The 17,067-nt window shown below is 45.0% G+C and carries 14 protein-coding genes and 2 tRNA genes; 5 read left to right on the forward strand and 11 right to left on the reverse strand.

Annotation, left to right across the window (positions count from 1 at the left end; all coding sequences use genetic code 11):
* Positions 1–130 precede the first annotated feature (130 nt).
* Positions 131–784, reverse strand: a complete 654-nt coding sequence (locus tag RH96_RS09950) for a LysE family translocator (protein WP_010200539.1) — start codon at positions 782–784, stop codon at positions 131–133.
* Positions 785–1,265: 481 nt separating this feature from the next.
* Here RH96_RS09950 and RH96_RS09955 point away from each other — a divergent pair, with 481 nt between their 5' ends.
* Positions 1,266–2,174: a DMT family transporter gene (locus tag RH96_RS09955; RefSeq protein WP_010200540.1), complete on the forward strand. Its 909-nt coding sequence runs from the start codon at positions 1,266–1,268 to the stop codon at positions 2,172–2,174.
* Between the two features lie 211 nt (positions 2,175–2,385).
* Here RH96_RS09955 and RH96_RS09960 read toward each other — a convergent pair.
* From RH96_RS09960 to gltX, 4 genes are all read right to left on the reverse strand, one after another.
* Positions 2,386–2,461 (reverse strand) — tRNA-Glu (locus tag RH96_RS09960).
* Between the two features lie 157 nt (positions 2,462–2,618).
* Positions 2,619–2,694: transfer RNA gene (locus tag RH96_RS09965), tRNA-Ala, on the reverse strand.
* A 122-nt stretch (positions 2,695–2,816) separates the two neighbouring features.
* Positions 2,817–3,182 (reverse strand): hypothetical protein, encoded by a 366-nt coding sequence (locus RH96_RS09970; RefSeq protein WP_010200541.1) that lies wholly within the window; start codon positions 3,180–3,182, stop codon positions 2,817–2,819.
* A 271-nt stretch (positions 3,183–3,453) separates the two neighbouring features.
* Positions 3,454–4,992 carry a glutamate--tRNA ligase gene (gene gltX, locus RH96_RS09975; protein ID WP_010200542.1) on the reverse strand — a complete coding sequence of 513 codons (1,539 nt, stop codon included), beginning with the start codon at positions 4,990–4,992 and terminating at the stop codon, positions 3,454–3,456.
* Between the two features lie 394 nt (positions 4,993–5,386).
* Between gltX and rsmH the strand changes: the two genes are divergently transcribed.
* The 4 genes from rsmH to RH96_RS09995 all read left to right on the forward strand — a co-directional run bounded on the left by rsmH (position 5,387) and on the right by RH96_RS09995 (position 11,160).
* A complete protein-coding gene (rsmH, locus tag RH96_RS09980; protein WP_081501594.1) occupies positions 5,387–6,445 on the forward strand; it encodes a 16S rRNA (cytosine(1402)-N(4))-methyltransferase RsmH in 1,059 nt (352 codons plus the stop codon).
* A 335-nt stretch (positions 6,446–6,780) separates the two neighbouring features.
* Positions 6,781–7,263 carry a cell division protein FtsL gene (locus RH96_RS09985; RefSeq protein ID WP_026037271.1) on the forward strand — a complete coding sequence of 161 codons (483 nt, stop codon included), beginning with the start codon at positions 6,781–6,783 and terminating at the stop codon, positions 7,261–7,263.
* A complete protein-coding gene (locus tag RH96_RS09990) occupies positions 7,260–9,350 on the forward strand; it encodes a peptidoglycan D,D-transpeptidase FtsI family protein (RefSeq protein ID WP_010200545.1) in 2,091 nt (696 codons plus the stop codon). The genes RH96_RS09985 and RH96_RS09990 overlap by 4 nt, the downstream gene beginning before the upstream one ends.
* A 70-nt stretch (positions 9,351–9,420) precedes the next feature.
* Positions 9,421–11,160: a UDP-N-acetylmuramoyl-L-alanyl-D-glutamate--2,6-diaminopimelate ligase gene (locus RH96_RS09995; protein WP_010200548.1), complete on the forward strand. Its 1,740-nt coding sequence runs from the start codon at positions 9,421–9,423 to the stop codon at positions 11,158–11,160.
* Between the two features lie 377 nt (positions 11,161–11,537).
* On the opposite strand, the gene RH96_RS10000 is transcribed toward RH96_RS09995, so the two are convergent.
* From RH96_RS10000 to ureA, 6 genes are all read right to left on the reverse strand, one after another.
* Positions 11,538–12,224 carry a HupE/UreJ family protein gene (locus RH96_RS10000; RefSeq protein ID WP_010200549.1) on the reverse strand — a complete coding sequence of 229 codons (687 nt, stop codon included), beginning with the start codon at positions 12,222–12,224 and terminating at the stop codon, positions 11,538–11,540.
* 117 nt (positions 12,225–12,341) lie between these two features.
* The gene (gene ureG, locus RH96_RS10005) at positions 12,342–12,995 is read right to left on the reverse strand and encodes an urease accessory protein UreG (protein WP_010200550.1); all 654 of its coding nucleotides are present in this window, start codon (positions 12,993–12,995) and stop codon (positions 12,342–12,344) included.
* A gap of 39 nt (positions 12,996–13,034) precedes the next feature.
* Entirely contained in the window at positions 13,035–13,850 is an 816-nt protein-coding gene (locus RH96_RS10010) for an urease accessory protein UreF (protein ID WP_010200551.1), read from the reverse strand.
* The gene (ureE, locus tag RH96_RS10015) at positions 13,843–14,421 is read right to left on the reverse strand and encodes an urease accessory protein UreE (protein ID WP_010200552.1); all 579 of its coding nucleotides are present in this window, start codon (positions 14,419–14,421) and stop codon (positions 13,843–13,845) included. The genes RH96_RS10010 and ureE overlap by 8 nt, the downstream gene beginning before the upstream one ends.
* A gap of 74 nt (positions 14,422–14,495) precedes the next feature.
* Positions 14,496–16,628: an urease subunit alpha gene (ureC, locus tag RH96_RS10020; protein ID WP_010200553.1), complete on the reverse strand. Its 2,133-nt coding sequence runs from the start codon at positions 16,626–16,628 to the stop codon at positions 14,496–14,498.
* A 74-nt stretch (positions 16,629–16,702) separates the two neighbouring features.
* On the reverse strand, positions 16,703–17,005 hold the full coding sequence (ureA, locus tag RH96_RS10025; protein ID WP_010200554.1) for an urease subunit gamma: 303 nt from the start codon (positions 17,003–17,005) through the stop codon (positions 16,703–16,705).
* Positions 17,006–17,067: the final 62 nt, after the last annotated feature.

Consider the following 17,067-nt stretch of genomic DNA (forward strand, 5'->3'; position numbering starts at 1 on the left):
TACAAATCGTGAAATTTTTAAAAAAAAGTTGAGTTTTAACATTAAAAATGTTGGGTTACTTTTCTTTGTACTATTTTTCTAAGCTTTACTTACGAAACTAACCCATCCTCTACCGTTTATTCCCATTGCTTCAACCTTTCTCAGTCAACAGCCTAATTCCCAGCCCGATAAACACCACACCACTGATTCTATTTAACATCGTTTCAATAGAGGGGTTTTCCCGCAGGCGTGAGCTAAATCGTGCAGCCAATAACGCCAAACACAAGCACCAAACAAAACCAGTCACAGCAAAAGTCAGTCCTAACATTAAAAATGACAGCATGCCATAAGCATAACTGGAGTCAATAAACTGCGGGAAAAATGCCAAGAAGAACAAGGCGACCTTTGGATTAAACACATTGGTTAATACGCCTTGCTTATAGATTTTCCAGCCATCGACATCCTTTTGAATAGTAACGTGCTGATCTTTGGACAAACTGTTCGCTATTGAGTTCGAGCTTTTGCTCGTTAGCATCTTAAAGCCTAAATAGCACAAGTAACTGGCCCCAATATATTTGACGAGCATAAATGCCGTAGGAGAGTTGGCAAGCAACACTGATAACCCGAGCGCCGCCAATAACGTATGTACCAAAATGCCTGAGGTGATGCCCAACACAGAATAAAGCCCTGCTGTTTGCCCTTGCGCCATACTACGGGTGATGATGTACATACTGTCCGTGCCTGGGGTTAGGTTTAACAGAATAGCCGCCAAAATAAATCCCAAATAATTTTCAATACCGAACATCGTAATCACCTCCCTTTGATAGTTCTAGACATCCCTATGTTATAGTCAATCCTCTATAAATTGGATACGGTGTCAAGCTTGCTTAGTCTACTACTTGTAGTACTTTCACTCGCCTTCCTTGTATCCAAATTATACTGAACCGACTATATAGAGTGTTTATATATTTTATAGGATAGATAGTAGTGAGCTTAAGTTGAATTAGCAAGAACACCCATCTTTCATCAAATCCTATCACGTCCGATATCCGCAAAATCAACCTCGCTCAAACCAAGTTATCTCAATCATTACAAACCCTCGCTACATTCAAATTTTCGTCTTATTCAAACCCAATAAATTGTACCTATTTGCTTGTATGAATCTCGCAAAAACACATAAAACAGCATTTCTGAAGCCATTAAAACGTTATGATCACAATATTTTTTATGACTTAACCAACCCATTTAACACCGCTAAATAAATAGCCAGCCAAATTGAGTACACCATGACCAGACGCGACCTTATTACCTTTTTTGCACTTTCCTTTATGTGGTCGCTCTCATTTATATTTTATCGGGTGGGTGTCCCTGAGTTTGGCTCGTTGGCATTTGCCAGCCTGCGTGTGGTATTTGCTGGCTTAACCATGCTTGTTTTTGTGTTAATCAGCGCAAAAAATCGCAAAGGTATTAAAGAAAGCTACAAAATGCTGACCGTCGTTGGTTTGTTCTCCGCTGCGATTCCCTTTGTGCTATTTTCCTTTTCAGCGCAGACCGTAAACGCTGGGGTATTGGCGGTACTTAATGCTTCTGTGCCAATGATGAGCGGTTTTATTGCCAGTACGTTCTTTAAGGAAAGACTGACTAAGCGGCAAACGCTAGGGTTGGTGATTGGCCTTGTTGGGGTGATTATTTTGATGAGTGAGAACTTGTTTGGTGCGCAAGGGCAGGGCTTGGGGACGGATTTAGGCTCAGCGTTGTTACCGATGGGTTATGCGCTATTTGCCTGTGTTGGCTATGCGATAGGGGCAAACATCACTAGAAACTATCTGTATGACATCTCACCGATTGCTATTACGGCAGGCTCACTAATCATCGCAAGCGTGGTGATGATGCCAATTGCTGTATATAAATTCCCTTATGGCGCAAGTATTAGCCTGCAAGCTTGGGTATCGGTGATTTGTATCGGGGTGTTTTCGACCGCCATTGCGCTTATCTTTATGAACCAGTTGATCAAAAATATTGGCCCGATGCGTGCGACCAGTATTACGCTGGTTATTCCCATTTTTGCGATATTTTTTGGTTATGTGTTGCTTGGTGAAGCATTGGATATCGGCGCTATCATTGGCTCAGTCGTGATTTTGTTTGGCACTTATCTATCATTAAACTTGTCGTTAAAAGGCTTGGTCAAGTCGTAAACGATTTCATCGGACAGACCAGTAGTTTGTCTGATAAAGTCTCAAGCGGTGATTGAGCGTTGAAGTGAGTTGCAATAAGCCATTATAAAAATTATAGACATAAAAAATCCCAGTCACCGTATGATGACTGGGATTTTTTATTGTTCGCTTATTAGTCTAACCTGATGCTTAAAGGTGCTAAGCAAAAGTGCTAACAAGTGACGCCGTATAGTGGCGTCCCCAGGGGGATTCGAACCCCCGTTACCGCCGTGAAAGGGCGGTGTCCTAGGCCTCTAGACGATGGGGACGCATAGAGTGTTATAACCAGTGGTTACAACGGTACTTCACAATATCAGAGTGCTTATCTATTAATAATAGAGCAAGCCTTGCCTAGGTGCTGATATCGTCCTACTAGCGAGTATTTATTCTAAAGTGTCAGTAAACTGAGCTTTGTCTTAAATAGTATGGTGGAGCTAAACGGAGTCGAACCGTTGACCCCTTGCATGCCATGCAAGTGCTCTACCAACTGAGCTATAGCCCCTCGCTAAGAGTGTGCGTATTTTAGGTAACAGCAGCCTTCTTGTCAACCACTATTTCAAAAATAATGCATAAATATGCGAAAAAACGTGGTTAAAGCGATTTTAGCTGCTTAACAAGCCCAAATTAGCGTGGATTTTGCTTGAGAGCGATCTCTTTGATGGCTTTATCGGTGAAGAATTCTTCTTCGGTGCCATCTGAAAAAATAATGGCACTGCATTCTGTGGGGATATATTGTCCACCTTTTTGTTGTACTGTACTAATTCCTTTAAAGCCAACGATGTCAGATTTTTTTAATCGATCGACATTATGATTGGTATAACCACAGTAAGTGGTGTATATCCACTTTAAGTCATCAAAGTCCTGACCCTTTGTCAGGGTAAGTTTTGCATCATAAAGCTCTTTTACGATGGCATCATAGTATTTCTGCGCTTCTTTGAGCGTGTTAAAGACATAATCTTTACTTTCTATCGTGACAGTTTTGGCGGCCATGTTTAGTTCCAATTAAGAGTTTTGACAGTAGAAGGGTATAGTCAGGTCAATATAAAAAAGAGACAGCGTGACTGATATAAATTTTTTGTCGCCTCTGTCTGCGTAGGCACAGCAAGCAAGAAAAATTTATACCAGTCACGCATTATAATGTCATGTATCTATTTATTTAGTAGCGACTATAGTAATGCTGACTAAGAATGAAAAAGGGTCAGAACTGGCCTGACCCTTTCAAATCCAAAAATTTCAGCTAATTTATTACTCAGTAGCTAAGCTATTCAGCAGCCAAAAAGTCTGGCAATTCTGCTGCTTGTTTCTCTAGTTTTTTGAGTTTCTTTTTACCTAAGCCGCCCAGCACGTCAACGGCATGACGCAAGCGTGTCAGCGTCATATCAGCACCGATAATCGCCATAGAGTTCATGACCGGCGTTGATGACGTGCTACCAGCGATAGCGATAAAGAACGGTGCCATAAAGTCACGCATCTTAATATCGAGGTGAGCGGCAAGACCTTTTAGCGTGGCGTAGATGTTTTCTTCTGACCAAGTAGGCAAGACTTCTAGCTGCCATAATGACAGCTGTAGCATCTCCATGATTTGCTCAGGTGTGAGCGACTTATGCGTAAAGCTTTCAGCATTGATAGCAGGTAGGTTTTGGAAGTAGAAACCACTCCAATTAACGGCATCAGACAGTAGTTCAATACGTGGCTGAATCGCCGCTGCGATAGCGGTTAGCTTGTCACTGTTGCTTGCCCATTCAAGGATTTTATTTTTTAGCTCTTCTGGCGTGAGTGCGCGTAGCCATTCAGAATTGAGCCAGTTGAGCTTTTCGATATCGAAAATAGGGCCGCCAAGCGACACACGTTGAATGTCAAAGCTGGCAATCATTTCTTCTAAGGTAAATTGTTCTGCTTCGTCAGGCATCGAGTAGCCCATACGACCGAGATAGTTTAGCAACGCTTCAGGGAGCACACCCGCATCACGATAGTAGGTGATAGAGGTTGGATTTTTACGCTTAGACAGTTTTGATTTGTCTGGGTTACGCAGTAATGGCATGTGGCAAAGGACTGGCATCTCCCAACCAAAATACTCATAAAGCAGCTGATGTTTAGGCGCAGAGTTGAGCCACTCTTCACCACGCAACACATGGCTGATGTCCATCAAATGGTCATCAACGACGTTGGCTAGATGATACGTTGGCATGCCGTCGGTTTTTAGCAATACTTGCATATCGACTTGTGTCCAAGGAATCTCAACCGTACCGCGTAGCATGTCATGTACTTGACAGATACCTTCGGTAGGCACACGCATACGAATCACATGCGGTTTGCCCTCGCTTACCAATTGCGCGGTTTTTTCTGCGGCTAAATGGGCACAGCGACCATCATAACGTGGGGTTTCGCCATTGGCCATTTGCTCGGCACGCATGGTATCTAGCTCTTCGCTGGTACAAAAACAACGAAATGCATGATCTTTATCTATTAGCATCTCGGCGTGTTTGGTATAGATGTCGCTACGCTCGCTTTGACGATAAGGCGCATGTGGGCCGCCAATATCTGGGCCTTCTGCCCAATCAAGTCCTACCCAACGTAAGGCGTCCAAAATCATTTGCTCTGATTGCTCAGTTGAACGTGTCTGATCGGTGTCTTCAATACGTAAAATAAATTCGCCGCCATGGGCTTTAGCAAAAGCCAAATTGAATAGCGCAATATAAGCAGTACCTACGTGTGGAAAGCCAGTTGGTGAGGGTGCGATACGAGTGCGCACAGGGCGCGTTGGTGCTTGGGTTGGTTTTTGGGTCGATGTTTGCGTCATAGGAATCTCAGAATGTTGTTGTTAATGAAATAAGGCAGTGAAAGAGGGTAAGGACAAATATGAATCAAAATTTTGAAAAAATACGGATGAAACAATAGCCGTCAATGTTGAAAAATAGCGTAAAATATAGCGCTAGTATAACAGAGAGATGTGATATTTTTAATGAAAAGCCCTTCTAGCGCTTGACTACCAGCGTATCCTTGCGATAATAATGTTAGACAAGGCATAACTTGTTTATTTTCATCCGATTTTTTACTATTACTGGCCATTATGGTCGTCATCTACTGAGTTGTTTGTGTCATTATCAAAATCTAAATCTAATCTAACGCCAAATGTTAACGCCAGTCCTTCTGCTGCTACTGATAGCCCTGAGTCAGTGCTTAGCCCATCTGCTATGGAAGACACTTCTGTTCAAGACCCTAATCAAGGCGATAAGGTGTCAGATGAATTAAGTTTCGTTCACGATGCTGTGCTACTGCAAGAAGCCGTCGCCGCTGTGCTTGGTGTTAATGGGCTGCCCAAGCACACAGGCAGTGACGAACAAAGCAGTGACCGTCAAAATAGCTTGCAAATAAGTGGCATCTACGTCGACGCAACCTTTGGTCGCGGTGGTCATAGCAGGCTACTATTGAGTCAACTTGCTGATGATGCCACGTTGATCGTCTTTGATAAAGACCCGACCGCTATTGCCGTTGCTCGTGAATTGGCAACTACCGACAGTCGCGTAAAAGTGGTTCATGACAGCTTTGCGACATTGACGGACAGTCTGGCTGCTATGGGTATCGTGCAAGTTGATGGCTTGATGGCGGATTTGGGTATTTCCTCACCGCAAATTGATGATGGTAGCCGTGGCTTTAGCTTTATGCGCGACGGTGCGGTGGACATGCGTATGGATACCAGTCGTGGCCAGTCGGTCGCTGAGTGGTTAGAAAAAGTTGACGATGAAACCTTGGCCAATGTGCTTTATGAGTTTGGTGAAGAGCGTCACAGTCGCCGTATTGCGCGTGCGATTAAGCAGATGGAAAGTTACAAGTCCACGCTTGAGCTGGCAGAAGTGATAAAAGTGGCGCATCCTAACTGGCAGCGCGGCAAGCATCCAGCCACACAAAGCTTTCAAGCCATGCGTATTTTTATTAACAATGAGCTGGGCGATGTCGATGACTTTTTAGAACAAAGTATTCCTATATTAAAGTCAGGCGGTCAGTTGGCAGTCATCAGCTTTCATTCGTTAGAAGATCGCCGCATTAAGCAGTTTTTGCAGCGTCATAGCAAAGGGCAATATCCAGAAGACGAAAATCTGCCAATGCCGCCAAATCGTCCACGGTATTTTAGCAAGCCCAAACGTGTTGGCCCTAGTAAAGCTGAGGTCAGTCATAATCCGCGCTCGCGTAGTGCATGGTTGCGATTAGCGACACGTACGGATACCGATTATCAGCAAACGCTAAAGCAATAAAACCTGTCGATGGCATGCTCTAGTATTCTGGTGAGTGAATGTGACTAAATGTCTTAATATTTACGCAACTGTTAAAAAGCTGTAAATATTATCTGCTAGGCTCAGCAGTTACTTTTTTGTTTATATATGAGCTAATTTGGCGATGACGATTAGTTCTTAGCATAGATGACAGTTGGTTTTAGAATAAACGTCAATCATGGCAGGTTTTTATGGCTATCATTGCACAGCATGTTTGGTTGTATTTTTCTTGATGGTACTGAGCAGGGATGAGATTGTTATTACCTGCAGACAGTTGCTGCTCTTTTATATTTGAAGTTTACTTTTTTGAGATCGTCATGGCAATATCTGACAAACCAGCAAACCGTCGCGCCGCTACAGCCAATACCACTGACGTTGGCGAGCTATTCGTGCGCCGCTTTAATGTGGTCAGTATTTATGTCGCCGTGTTATTGCTATTGGCAGCGGCTATCGTCTGGAGCGGTATCAAAACCGCTGAGGAAGTGCAGCAATATCATCAGGATTATAGAACCTTGCAAGACATGAAAAAACAAGAACGTAAGCTGAAAATTGAACACCAGCGCCTCTTAATTGAACAGCAAACCTTTAGTGCGACCCCGCAAATAGCCAGTCGTGCTGTTGCTGAGCTTGGCATGTTTTCACCAGCCCTCACAGATAAGCTCATCATTCAGCCGGGTGCTGCCGTTGCATTGGCACCAGCCCAGCCGTCTAGCGCAGAGATGATTAGAGTCAATGATTCAGACGTAATCGAAACGGACGCTCCTGTGACCGACGCCAACCTTGCGGAGGCAGGACAATGAGTGATAAAAAGCCAAATACCAATCGCGGTAAAACAACCGCAAAAAATACCAGTAAAAAACCTGCCAGCGGTAAAGTGACCAAGCCTTTGCGTCCTGCTAGTGCGGCCAAATCAGGACAAACTGACAGCAAGTCCTCAGACACTCGCAAAGCCAAACTCTTTGGTCGCCTCAAAAAAAATGAAGATCAAGGCGCGTATACCAGTGTCAAAAACCGTAAAAAAATGGTGTTTAATAGGGCTACTGGTGCATCATCTCGTGGCGGCTTTGAGTACGATAAAAACCGATTCCGTACTGTTTGGGGCATGGCGCTTGTTGTACTGGCGCTACTAATAGGACGTGCCTATTATATCCAAGTGGCCAACGCGCAATTTTATCAAGATAAAGGTAACGAGCTCATCACCAGCGTACGGACGCAAAAGTCCTACCGCGGTATGATTACCGATCGCAATAATCTACCATTAGCCGTTAGTGCACCGCTTGCGACTGTCTCCTTTAGTCCGCATGATTATTCACGCGAATACTACGAGCTTAAACGCATTAAAATCACCAATCCTAATAGTCCACAGCTACAAGCACGCATGCAAAAGCGACTGGATAATATGGATCTGACTCGACTGGCAGCGGCAGCGAATATTCCGGTCAGTGAATTAAAAAAGGTTACTGCTGTCGACGATAGTATTGATGTCACCGATGAAGCGGCGGTAAAAGCAGCACTACCATCGGGCGCAGGCTCGCATTATTTGCCACTACTGAATAAAGTGACGCCTGAGATAGCTCAAGGCGTCAGCTCGCTTGACTTCCCTGGTGTGTACGAAAAAAACTTCTTTCAGCGTTATTATCCGCAGCCCCAACCGAACTCGCAGCTGTTGGGTTTTATGGGGCAAAATGCCAACGATCCTGAAGGTGGCTATGAGGGACGCGCCGGTATCGAGCGCCAATTTGAAGAAGATCTGGCAGGTGATGATGGTAAGGTGTTGGTACTTAAAGACGCCAAACAAAACAGCCTAAAAGAAATCAAACAGGTTGAGCCAGAAATACCTGGCAAAGACGTGGCGTTGACGATTGATTCACGTTTACAGTATTTGCTTTACAAAGAGCTAGAGAAAGTAGGGCGCTTGCAACAAGCCCGCTGGTCAACTGGCATGGTCGTTGATGTGCAGACTGGTGAAGTGTTGGCATTGTCGACATGGCCATCATTTAACTCAAATAATCTAAATGAGATGACTGGTGAAAACCAGCGTAACCGTGCGCTCCTTGATGTATTTGAACCGGGTTCAGTCATGAAGCCATTTACCGTTGCTGCCGCGCTAGATTCGGGCAAATACACATCGACTACTCTAATTGATACCAATCCGGGTTCAATTCGTGTACGTGGTTATACCATTCGTGACCATAATAATTTGGGCACCATCAATCTTGCCACACTCCTACAAAAATCAAGTAACGTGGCCTCGACCAAGATTGCCTTATCTTTACCCGCTGATGCCATTACCAATATGCAAAAGCAATTTGGCTTTGGTTCAAAGACACCGTTAAAGTTCCCAGCGGAAGGCAGTGGGCTTGTGGTTACACCGGAAGAAAAAGAGACCTCACGTCGTGCAACGATCAGTTATGGTTATGGTATGGAGGCGACTGTAGCGCAGGTGGCGCAGGCTTATTCGGCATTGGCAGCAGGCGGGGTCATGCATCCTTTGACCTTGGTTAAGAGTGACAAAGTGCAGCCAAGCAAACGCATCATGGCGCACGAACAAGCCATGTCGATTGTACAGATGTTAGAGAGCGTCACAGAGCCTGGTGGTACTGCAAAAGCGGCGGCCATTGATGGTTATCGCGTGGCAGGTAAGACGGGTACGTCGCGCCGTATCAACCCAGCAGGTGGTTACTATACTGACCAATATCGCAACGTCTTTGCTGGCATGGCGCCAGCATCAAACCCAAGACTGGTCGGTGTCATCTTAGTAGAAGACCCTAGAGGGCTTCATTATGCTGGTCTGACCGCAGCCCCCGTATTCCATAACGTCATGAAAGAAGCGCTACGCCTCTATAATGTGCCATTAGATAAGCCCTTAAAAACTGAAGCCCAATAGGCATGGATATGGATTTTTGAGTATCCAGCTACTAATGATCTGATTTGTTTTAACTGTTTAGGATTTGCCAATGACTATGCTCACTTCATCGCCAACCAGTGCTACGGTTAACTTGCAACAGCTTATGGATGCTAGCAATCGTAATGACCATCGCCTAGCGCAGGCATTATCGGCGATGATAGCAGCATCAGCTCAAGCGCTGGCCACTCAAACATCAACAAATCAGGCAGCTTCTGCTCAACTAAATACAGTGGCCAACGTACCGTTTCAGCGGTTTCGTTTGGACAGCCGTCAGGTAGCGCCAAACGACGTGTTTGTACTACTAAAGAGCCATACACCAAACTGCCAAAAAAGTCGTGATTACCTTTATCAAGCCGCTAAAAATGCGGCTTTTATCCTATCAGAAATCGATCCGATTGCTTTGCTTGCCACAGCCAATGTGCCACCACATGCCAATATTGCTCTAAGCATGGATGACTCACCATCTATAGCGAAGCAGCAATTAGACTCCTTGCCTTGCCCTGTTTTATATGTGCCCAACATCCGTGATTTTTTAGGCGATTTAATCCAATCTCATTTGCAGTATCAGCAGCCAGTGTCACTACCAGCAGTAGTGGCAGTGACAGGTACCAATGGCAAAACCACCATCAGTCAATTGGTGGCGCAATTAACCCAGTTAACTGGTATGAGCAGTGCGGTCATGGGTACGGCGGGTAACGGTAGACTGGGTGCATTGGTGCAAGCCAGTCATACCACTGGCGATGCGCTAGCCGTCCAGCAGTTCTTATATCAAATGGGGTTAGAGAACGCCGAGCTATTGGCATTGGAAGCCAGCTCACATGGTTTAGATCAGCAGCGTTTGCAAGGTATGCCTGTGTCGGTGGCGATTTATACCAACCTAAGCCGCGATCATTTGGATTATCATGCTGATATGGCAGAGTACGCATCGGCCAAAGCCAGATTGTTTGATAAAGCCCATTTTCCGGATTTGACCCACGCTATTATCAATATCGATGATGAGCATGCGCAGGTTATGTTGGATACTGCTCATGCCAGCGACTTGACGGTTTGGACCTATAGTTTGGATGCTTCAAAAACGGCTACTTTTGTCGCCGCTAAAATCAAGCCCAGCTTACAAGGTGTCGAGATTAGCCTGCATACAGATTTCGGCGATGGGAAAATTAATAATTTAGATATCGTTAGTCCATTACTTGGACGTTTTAACGTGGCGAATTTGCTTGCTGCTATGGCAGCAGCGGTGGCGATTGGTGCTAAGTCAAATGTAAGTATTGAGCGCATTGCGACTGCTGTTGCACAGTTACAAGGTGCGGTTGGCCGTATGCAACGTGTGGCCTCTAATGATGGCTGCTTTATCGTTGATTATGCGCATACGCCTGACGCCTTAAGTCAGGTATTAGCCAGTCTAAAAACCCATTGCAAAGGTCAGCTATGGGCAGTGTTTGGCTGCGGTGGCGACCGTGATGCAGGCAAGCGCCCATTGATGGCGCAAGCAGGGCTGGCAGGTGCGGATCAAGTGATTTTAACGGCAGATAACCCACGCACCGAAGACCCACAAGTGATCTTGCAAGATATGCAAGCAGGCATGAGTGCGGAGCAATATCAGCGTACCCATATCGAACCAGCACGGCAAACAGCGATTGAATATGCCGTCAATCAAGCGGCTGCGGATGATATTGTGGTCATCGCTGGCAAAGGTCATGAGACTTATCAAGAAATCAATAATGTCCGTTATGATTTTGAAGACAGCGTTATTTTACAACATGCCCTAGCGCACGCTGGGCGCGTATAAAAAAGTGCTGTCTAAATGTTTAGCATCAATAATTTTTAGCACCAATAATTTTTTTAATAATATTTATAAGTTTTAACATGCCGGGTCTGTTGAACATTCAAATGTGGAACTGGCAGTGTCTATTTTTTAGACAATACGCAGTGAAATTTTTGATGCCTAGTCGTTCTAGGTTAGACAATTTCGCCATGTATTGGCAAAAAATAGACCTGCCCTGAAAGGCTGATGCTAAAACCACCCCAAATGTTGTTGCAAACCTAGCTAAGGTCTCGACATTATCATCGGTTTACGCCTAGTTTGGGGCAATTTTAGCGATCAGCAGTCCTAATATTTGAATGTTCAACAGACCCTAATTATATCAGTAAGATATTCTGCCAGAACTAACTCAACAGTACACCGCATAAACCGACAACAGCTATAACACGTTGAACAATCAAGCTGTCTTGCAGGTGAGTGTTTAGATAGGTAGCAAACCCTTTGCCGACAGTATATAGACTTAGCATGGCAACAATCATACCGATAAAGAAGCCAGCAATATTACTGTTGGCAGGAACTTCAATGGCATGTGCCGCACCATGGAACATAGCGAGTGCACCAAAGCCAACGATGGCTAAGTTATGCCATGTTTTTATTGATGCTTCGTTGCTTTGATTCGGTGCATGGTTAAAGTAGCGGCTCATAAGTGCTAGGGTTAATAAGACGATAGACAGTAGGATACCGAATTCAATAAACGTGCTGTTAAGGCTCACACTTAAACTCAATGCAAACCCTGCTACCAAACCAATGCCTAATGAGGCAAAGCCTTTTTTAAAGCTGTGCATTTGGGTAAATAGTATGCCCATGCCCAGTGCTAGCATCAGATGGTCGAACCCAGTCAAAGGGTGCAACATACCAGACAACATTGAGTTGCTAAATATGCTCTCTGCTACTATCAAGCCATGTTCTGGGTGAGCAAATGCCAGTGTCGGTAGCGTTGCCAACCATGTTAGCAGTGCTAAGCCACTGACCATTGCCGTTTTGTTAGTCAGGTTTTTACGTGTCATAGATTGTGAGGTTTTTATGGTCATGATAAATCCTTAATGTGTAAGCTAATCGATATGATCACTGTCTGATAATCTGCTTATCATTCAGTAGTTTGCAGAACATCTATTTATGCCATAGCATGTGGCATTACAGGCATGGTCTTACGCTATGTTTATCATGCCTTTATCAAGGATAAAAGCAACGATGTCATCAACGCCTTCACCCGTTTTCATGTTGCTAAAGACCACAGGCTTATCGCCGCGCATTTTTTTGGCATCACGTGCCATCACCTCAAGTGACGCGCCTACGAAAGGGGCAAGGTCGGTTTTATTGATGATGAGTAAGTCCGATTTCATGATACCAGGCCCGCCTTTACGAGGGATTTTGTCGCCTGCCGAGACATCAATGACATATAGCGTCAAGTCGGATAATTCAGGACTAAAGGTGGCTGCCAAATTATCACCACCAGACTCGATGATAATAAGCTCAAGACCTGCAAATTGCTGCTGTAATTCGGCGATGGCAGATAGGTTAATCGAGGCATCTTCACGGATGGCAGTATGCGGGCAGCCACCGGTTTCAACACCGCGAATACGCTCGGCTGGCATGGCCTCATGACGCGTTAAAAATTCAGAGTCTTCTTTGGTATAAATATCATTGGTTACCACTGCCATATTGACGTCATCGCGCAGGCGTTGACACAATCTCAGCGTTAATGCCGTTTTTCCTGAGCCTACAGGGCCACCAATACCTAAGCGTAGTGGTGATAATGTCGTGTCTGAATGTTTGTTTTCGACTTTGGGTGTCAGTGCCATAAATAAATATCCTTAATAAGTTGGTAGGGCTATCAGCGATTAAGAGCGAAATAGGCGGCTATATTGCCTTTCATGCTGGCAAGACAGGAGCGCTAAATTTGGTAAGTTGGCTGATATTTGTAGCTGTTGATAAAGTAGATTTAGCTTTGATATCGTTATGTCAGAGCTATCTGCCATTAACGGCAGCCTTTGAGCGTACAAAAAGCTTTGCTTGACGCGAGCAGCCAGTGGCTGTACTTGTTGGCTTAGTAGCTGTTGCAGCTGCCAAATGATTCGCTGTCCTGCCATTTGCCCAAGCGGTACGGTCTTGACCGCAGCCAGCACCATGTTTTCGATTTGGCCAAAGGCGTAAGTGGTCATGGCTTGTACAGGGTTAAATTGCCAGTGCGAGCTAATATGGGCAAACAGCGGCAAAAACCCATGGGCGAGTAAGCTATCAGGCACATTAAGCTCAAGGACATTATCAAGCCATGCGGATAAAGACAGTGCCAATTGACTTGACTCATAGACGAACTCTTTGGTTTCGCGGCTAGCGTGGTAATCTGCACCTAGAGCATCAGCAAGTGCGACATCCTCAATCATAAGTGCCTCTATCATTAGCGCTAGTAGCGGTAGCTCATAACGACACAATGCCAGCTCCAGATAATCACTCATAAAATCCATACTACTGCTTTCATCATGAATAAGCCCTGACTCAATAGCAGGTTCTATGCCTTGCGAGTAGGTATAACTGCCAATAGGTAAGTTGCTTGACGCCAGCATGAGCAAACGTCCGGTCACATCTGCATGATTCAAATCAGTTATACCTTGTGCGGTACTGTCAGGATGCTGGGAGTGCGTGGCATGATTAGTCATGAGAGTTGCCATGGGTGTGTGAATGGCCGTGATCGTGATGACTATGATTGTGATTGTGATTGTGATTATGATTATGATTATGACTATGAGAGTGAGAATGTCCGCCTTGATTGCCTTTATAAGCACCCGTTTCTGGCTCAAACGGCGCTTGTACGGCTTGGGTATGTAGGCCAAGTTGATGTAACATCGCTTCTAAAACATGGTCAGGCTCAAAGTAGAGGGCAGTAGGGGTCAGCATTAAAGGCACATGGCGGTTGCCTAAATGGTAAGCGCCCTTCATAAGGTCAAAGTTATTATCGGCAGTCACTTTGATTAAGCCTTGCTTGGCGGCCATAATCTGTATTAAATTGCCTTGGTGGTCTGCTAGCACACTGCCATTCTTAATGGTTTCCGTACGTGGCAAATCAACACCAATGGATTCTTGGTGCTGGGTTTCTGCTTTAAAACGGCTACGCTGACGGGTATCGAAATCTAAATATAAAAAGTTTTCTGCCTGTTTTTGGCCTTCAATCACGGCTTGTTGTTCAGCGCTAAGGGTTGATGGATCGAGGCGTTGCGTATAAATGTTCATAAGTATGTTTATAGTCCGTTAAAATAGATGATTCACAGCTGACTGGAGATTATCAGCACGACAATAAAAAGCAGCTAGAATAAAAAATAGCGCTGTGCCATCGGTAGATAGTCGGCAGGCTCACAGGTCAGCAGCTCGCCATCGGCATACACTTCATAGGTCTCAGGATTGACCTCCATCTGAGGACAGTAGCTGTTGAATTTCATGTCTTGTTTGCGTACCTTGCGAATGTTATGTACTGCTTTGATGACCTTTTCTAATCCTAATTGCCTATCAACACCCTTATCAATAGCCACACTTGACATAAAGGTGATGCAAGTCTGCGCCACTGTCTTGGGGAAGCTGCCAAACATGCTGCGATAGTGCACAGGCTGCGGGGTAGAGATAGAAGCATTGGGGTCGCCCATAGGTGCCGCTGCAATCAAACCGCCTTTTATAATTAAATCAGGCTTTACGCCAAAAAATGCAGGCGACCACAACACTAAATCTGCCCATTTTCCCAACTCAAGTGATCCTACTTCATCACTGATGCCATGGGTAATAGCGGGATTGATGGTGTATTTTGCGAGATAGCGTTTGATACGAAAGTTGTCGTTGCCGCTATCAGAATCCGTAGGACTGAGCATGATATTGTCTAAGGACTGCTCCGTTTTAGCTGATTGATCAGGAGCAAGGTGACCACGTTGGGCTTTCATTTTATCAGCCGTTTGCCACGTGCGAATAATGACTTCTCCCACACGTCCCATCGCTTGCGAATCACTACTCATCATGGAGATAGCGCCCATATCTTGTAAAATATCTTCAGCGGCAATGGTTTCTTTACGAATACGGCTTTCTGCAAAAGCGACATCTTCAGCAATGGCTGGGCTTAAGTGGTGACAAACCATAAGCATATCGAGATGCTCGTCAATAGTATTAATGGTGAAAGGGCGCGTCGGGTTGGTTGATGAGGGTAAAACATTGGTTTCGCCAATAGCTTTTAAGATATCTGGTGCATGACCACCGCCAGCGCCTTCGGTATGGAAGGTGTGGATACAGCGGTCTTTAAATGCGCCTAGAGTGCTATCTAAATAGCCGCTTTCATTTAACGTATCAGTATGAATAGCAACCTGCACATCGTATTCTTCAGCCACGCTAAGACAGTTATCAATGGCTTTGGGCGTGGAGCCCCAGTCTTCATGAAGCTTAAGCCCGATAGCACCCGCTTCGATTTGCTCAACAATTGGTGCTGGTAGACTAACATTGCCTTTACCCAAGAATCCGATATTCATCGGAATAGCATCAGTGGCTTTTAGCATGCTGTGGATATGATAGGCACCAGGCGTACAAGTAGTGGCAAGAGTGCCTTCAGCAGGCCCCGTGCCACCGCCTAACATTGTGGTTACACCAGACATTAGCGCCGTCTCACACTGCTGCGGTGCAATGAAATGAATATGACTATCGATACCGCCAGCAGTCAAGATTTTACCTTCTCCTGCGATAATCTCTGTAGCTGCGCCAATAGGTAACGTCACATTAGGCTGAATATCAGGATTACCGGCTTTACCGATGCCACTAATGCGCCCCTCTTTGATAGCGATATCTGCCTTATAGATACCGCTATAGTCCACAATCAGAGCATTGGTAATAATAGTATCGGCAACTTGGTCACCTATTAGCTGTGACTGACCCATGCCATCGCGGATAACCTTACCACCGCCAAATTTAACCTCTTCACCGATGCTAACGCTATCAATGTCAGGCTGGTGATCAATATGACTGGTCAAATCATATTCAACCTCAAGCCATAAATTTGTATCTGCCAAGCGTACTTTGTCCCCTGTGGTAGGGCCAAAATGTTCGGCATAAATACGTCGGTCAATACGTTTTTTCGAGGTGTTTTGAGAGGTTTTAGGGTCTACAACGCCCATAACTTTGCCCGAAAAACCATAAATGTGCTGTCTACCTGAGATGGCAACCAGTTCCACTTCGCGCGCTTGTCCCGGCTCAAAACGTACAGCAGTGCCAGATAGGATATTGAGTCGATAGCCAAGCGTCGACTCTCGATCAAAGCTCAGTGCTGCATTGACTTCATAGAAGTGATAATGAGAACCGATTTGAATAGGGCGGTCGCCGGTATTGATTACTGCTATGGTTTGAACGCAGCGACCAGCATTCAAAGCCATATCGCCTGCTTTAATCTTATATTCGCCTGCTTTCATCGTCATTTTTATTATCCTTAATCGTCTTACGGCAATGGCTTTAGTTCAATATCGTTGTATACGGCTTTACAACAAGCAAGCTATACGATGGGGTTATGTACCGTCACCAGCTTAGTGCCATCAGGGAAAGTGGCTTCAACTTGGACATCATGTATCATCTCTGCAATGCCTTCCATGACGTCATCGGCAGAGAGATAAGTAGCTCCTTCACTCATCAGTTGCGCCACGGTTTTGCCATCACGCGCGCCTTCCATCAGTAACATGCTAATGTAAGCGATAGACTCAGGATAATTGAGCTTGACGCCGCGATTTTTACGACGTTCCGCCACCATACCGGCGGTAAATAGTAAGAGTTTATCTTTTTCTGTAGGATTTAATTGCATAAAGCTTCCTTAATAATTATTGTGCTTTAAAGACTATGAACCGTTTTTAATCTTTATAAAGT

This window comes from Psychrobacter sp. PAMC 21119 (assembly GCF_000247495.1).
Classification (GTDB): Bacteria; Pseudomonadota; Gammaproteobacteria; order Pseudomonadales; family Moraxellaceae; genus Psychrobacter; species Psychrobacter glaciei.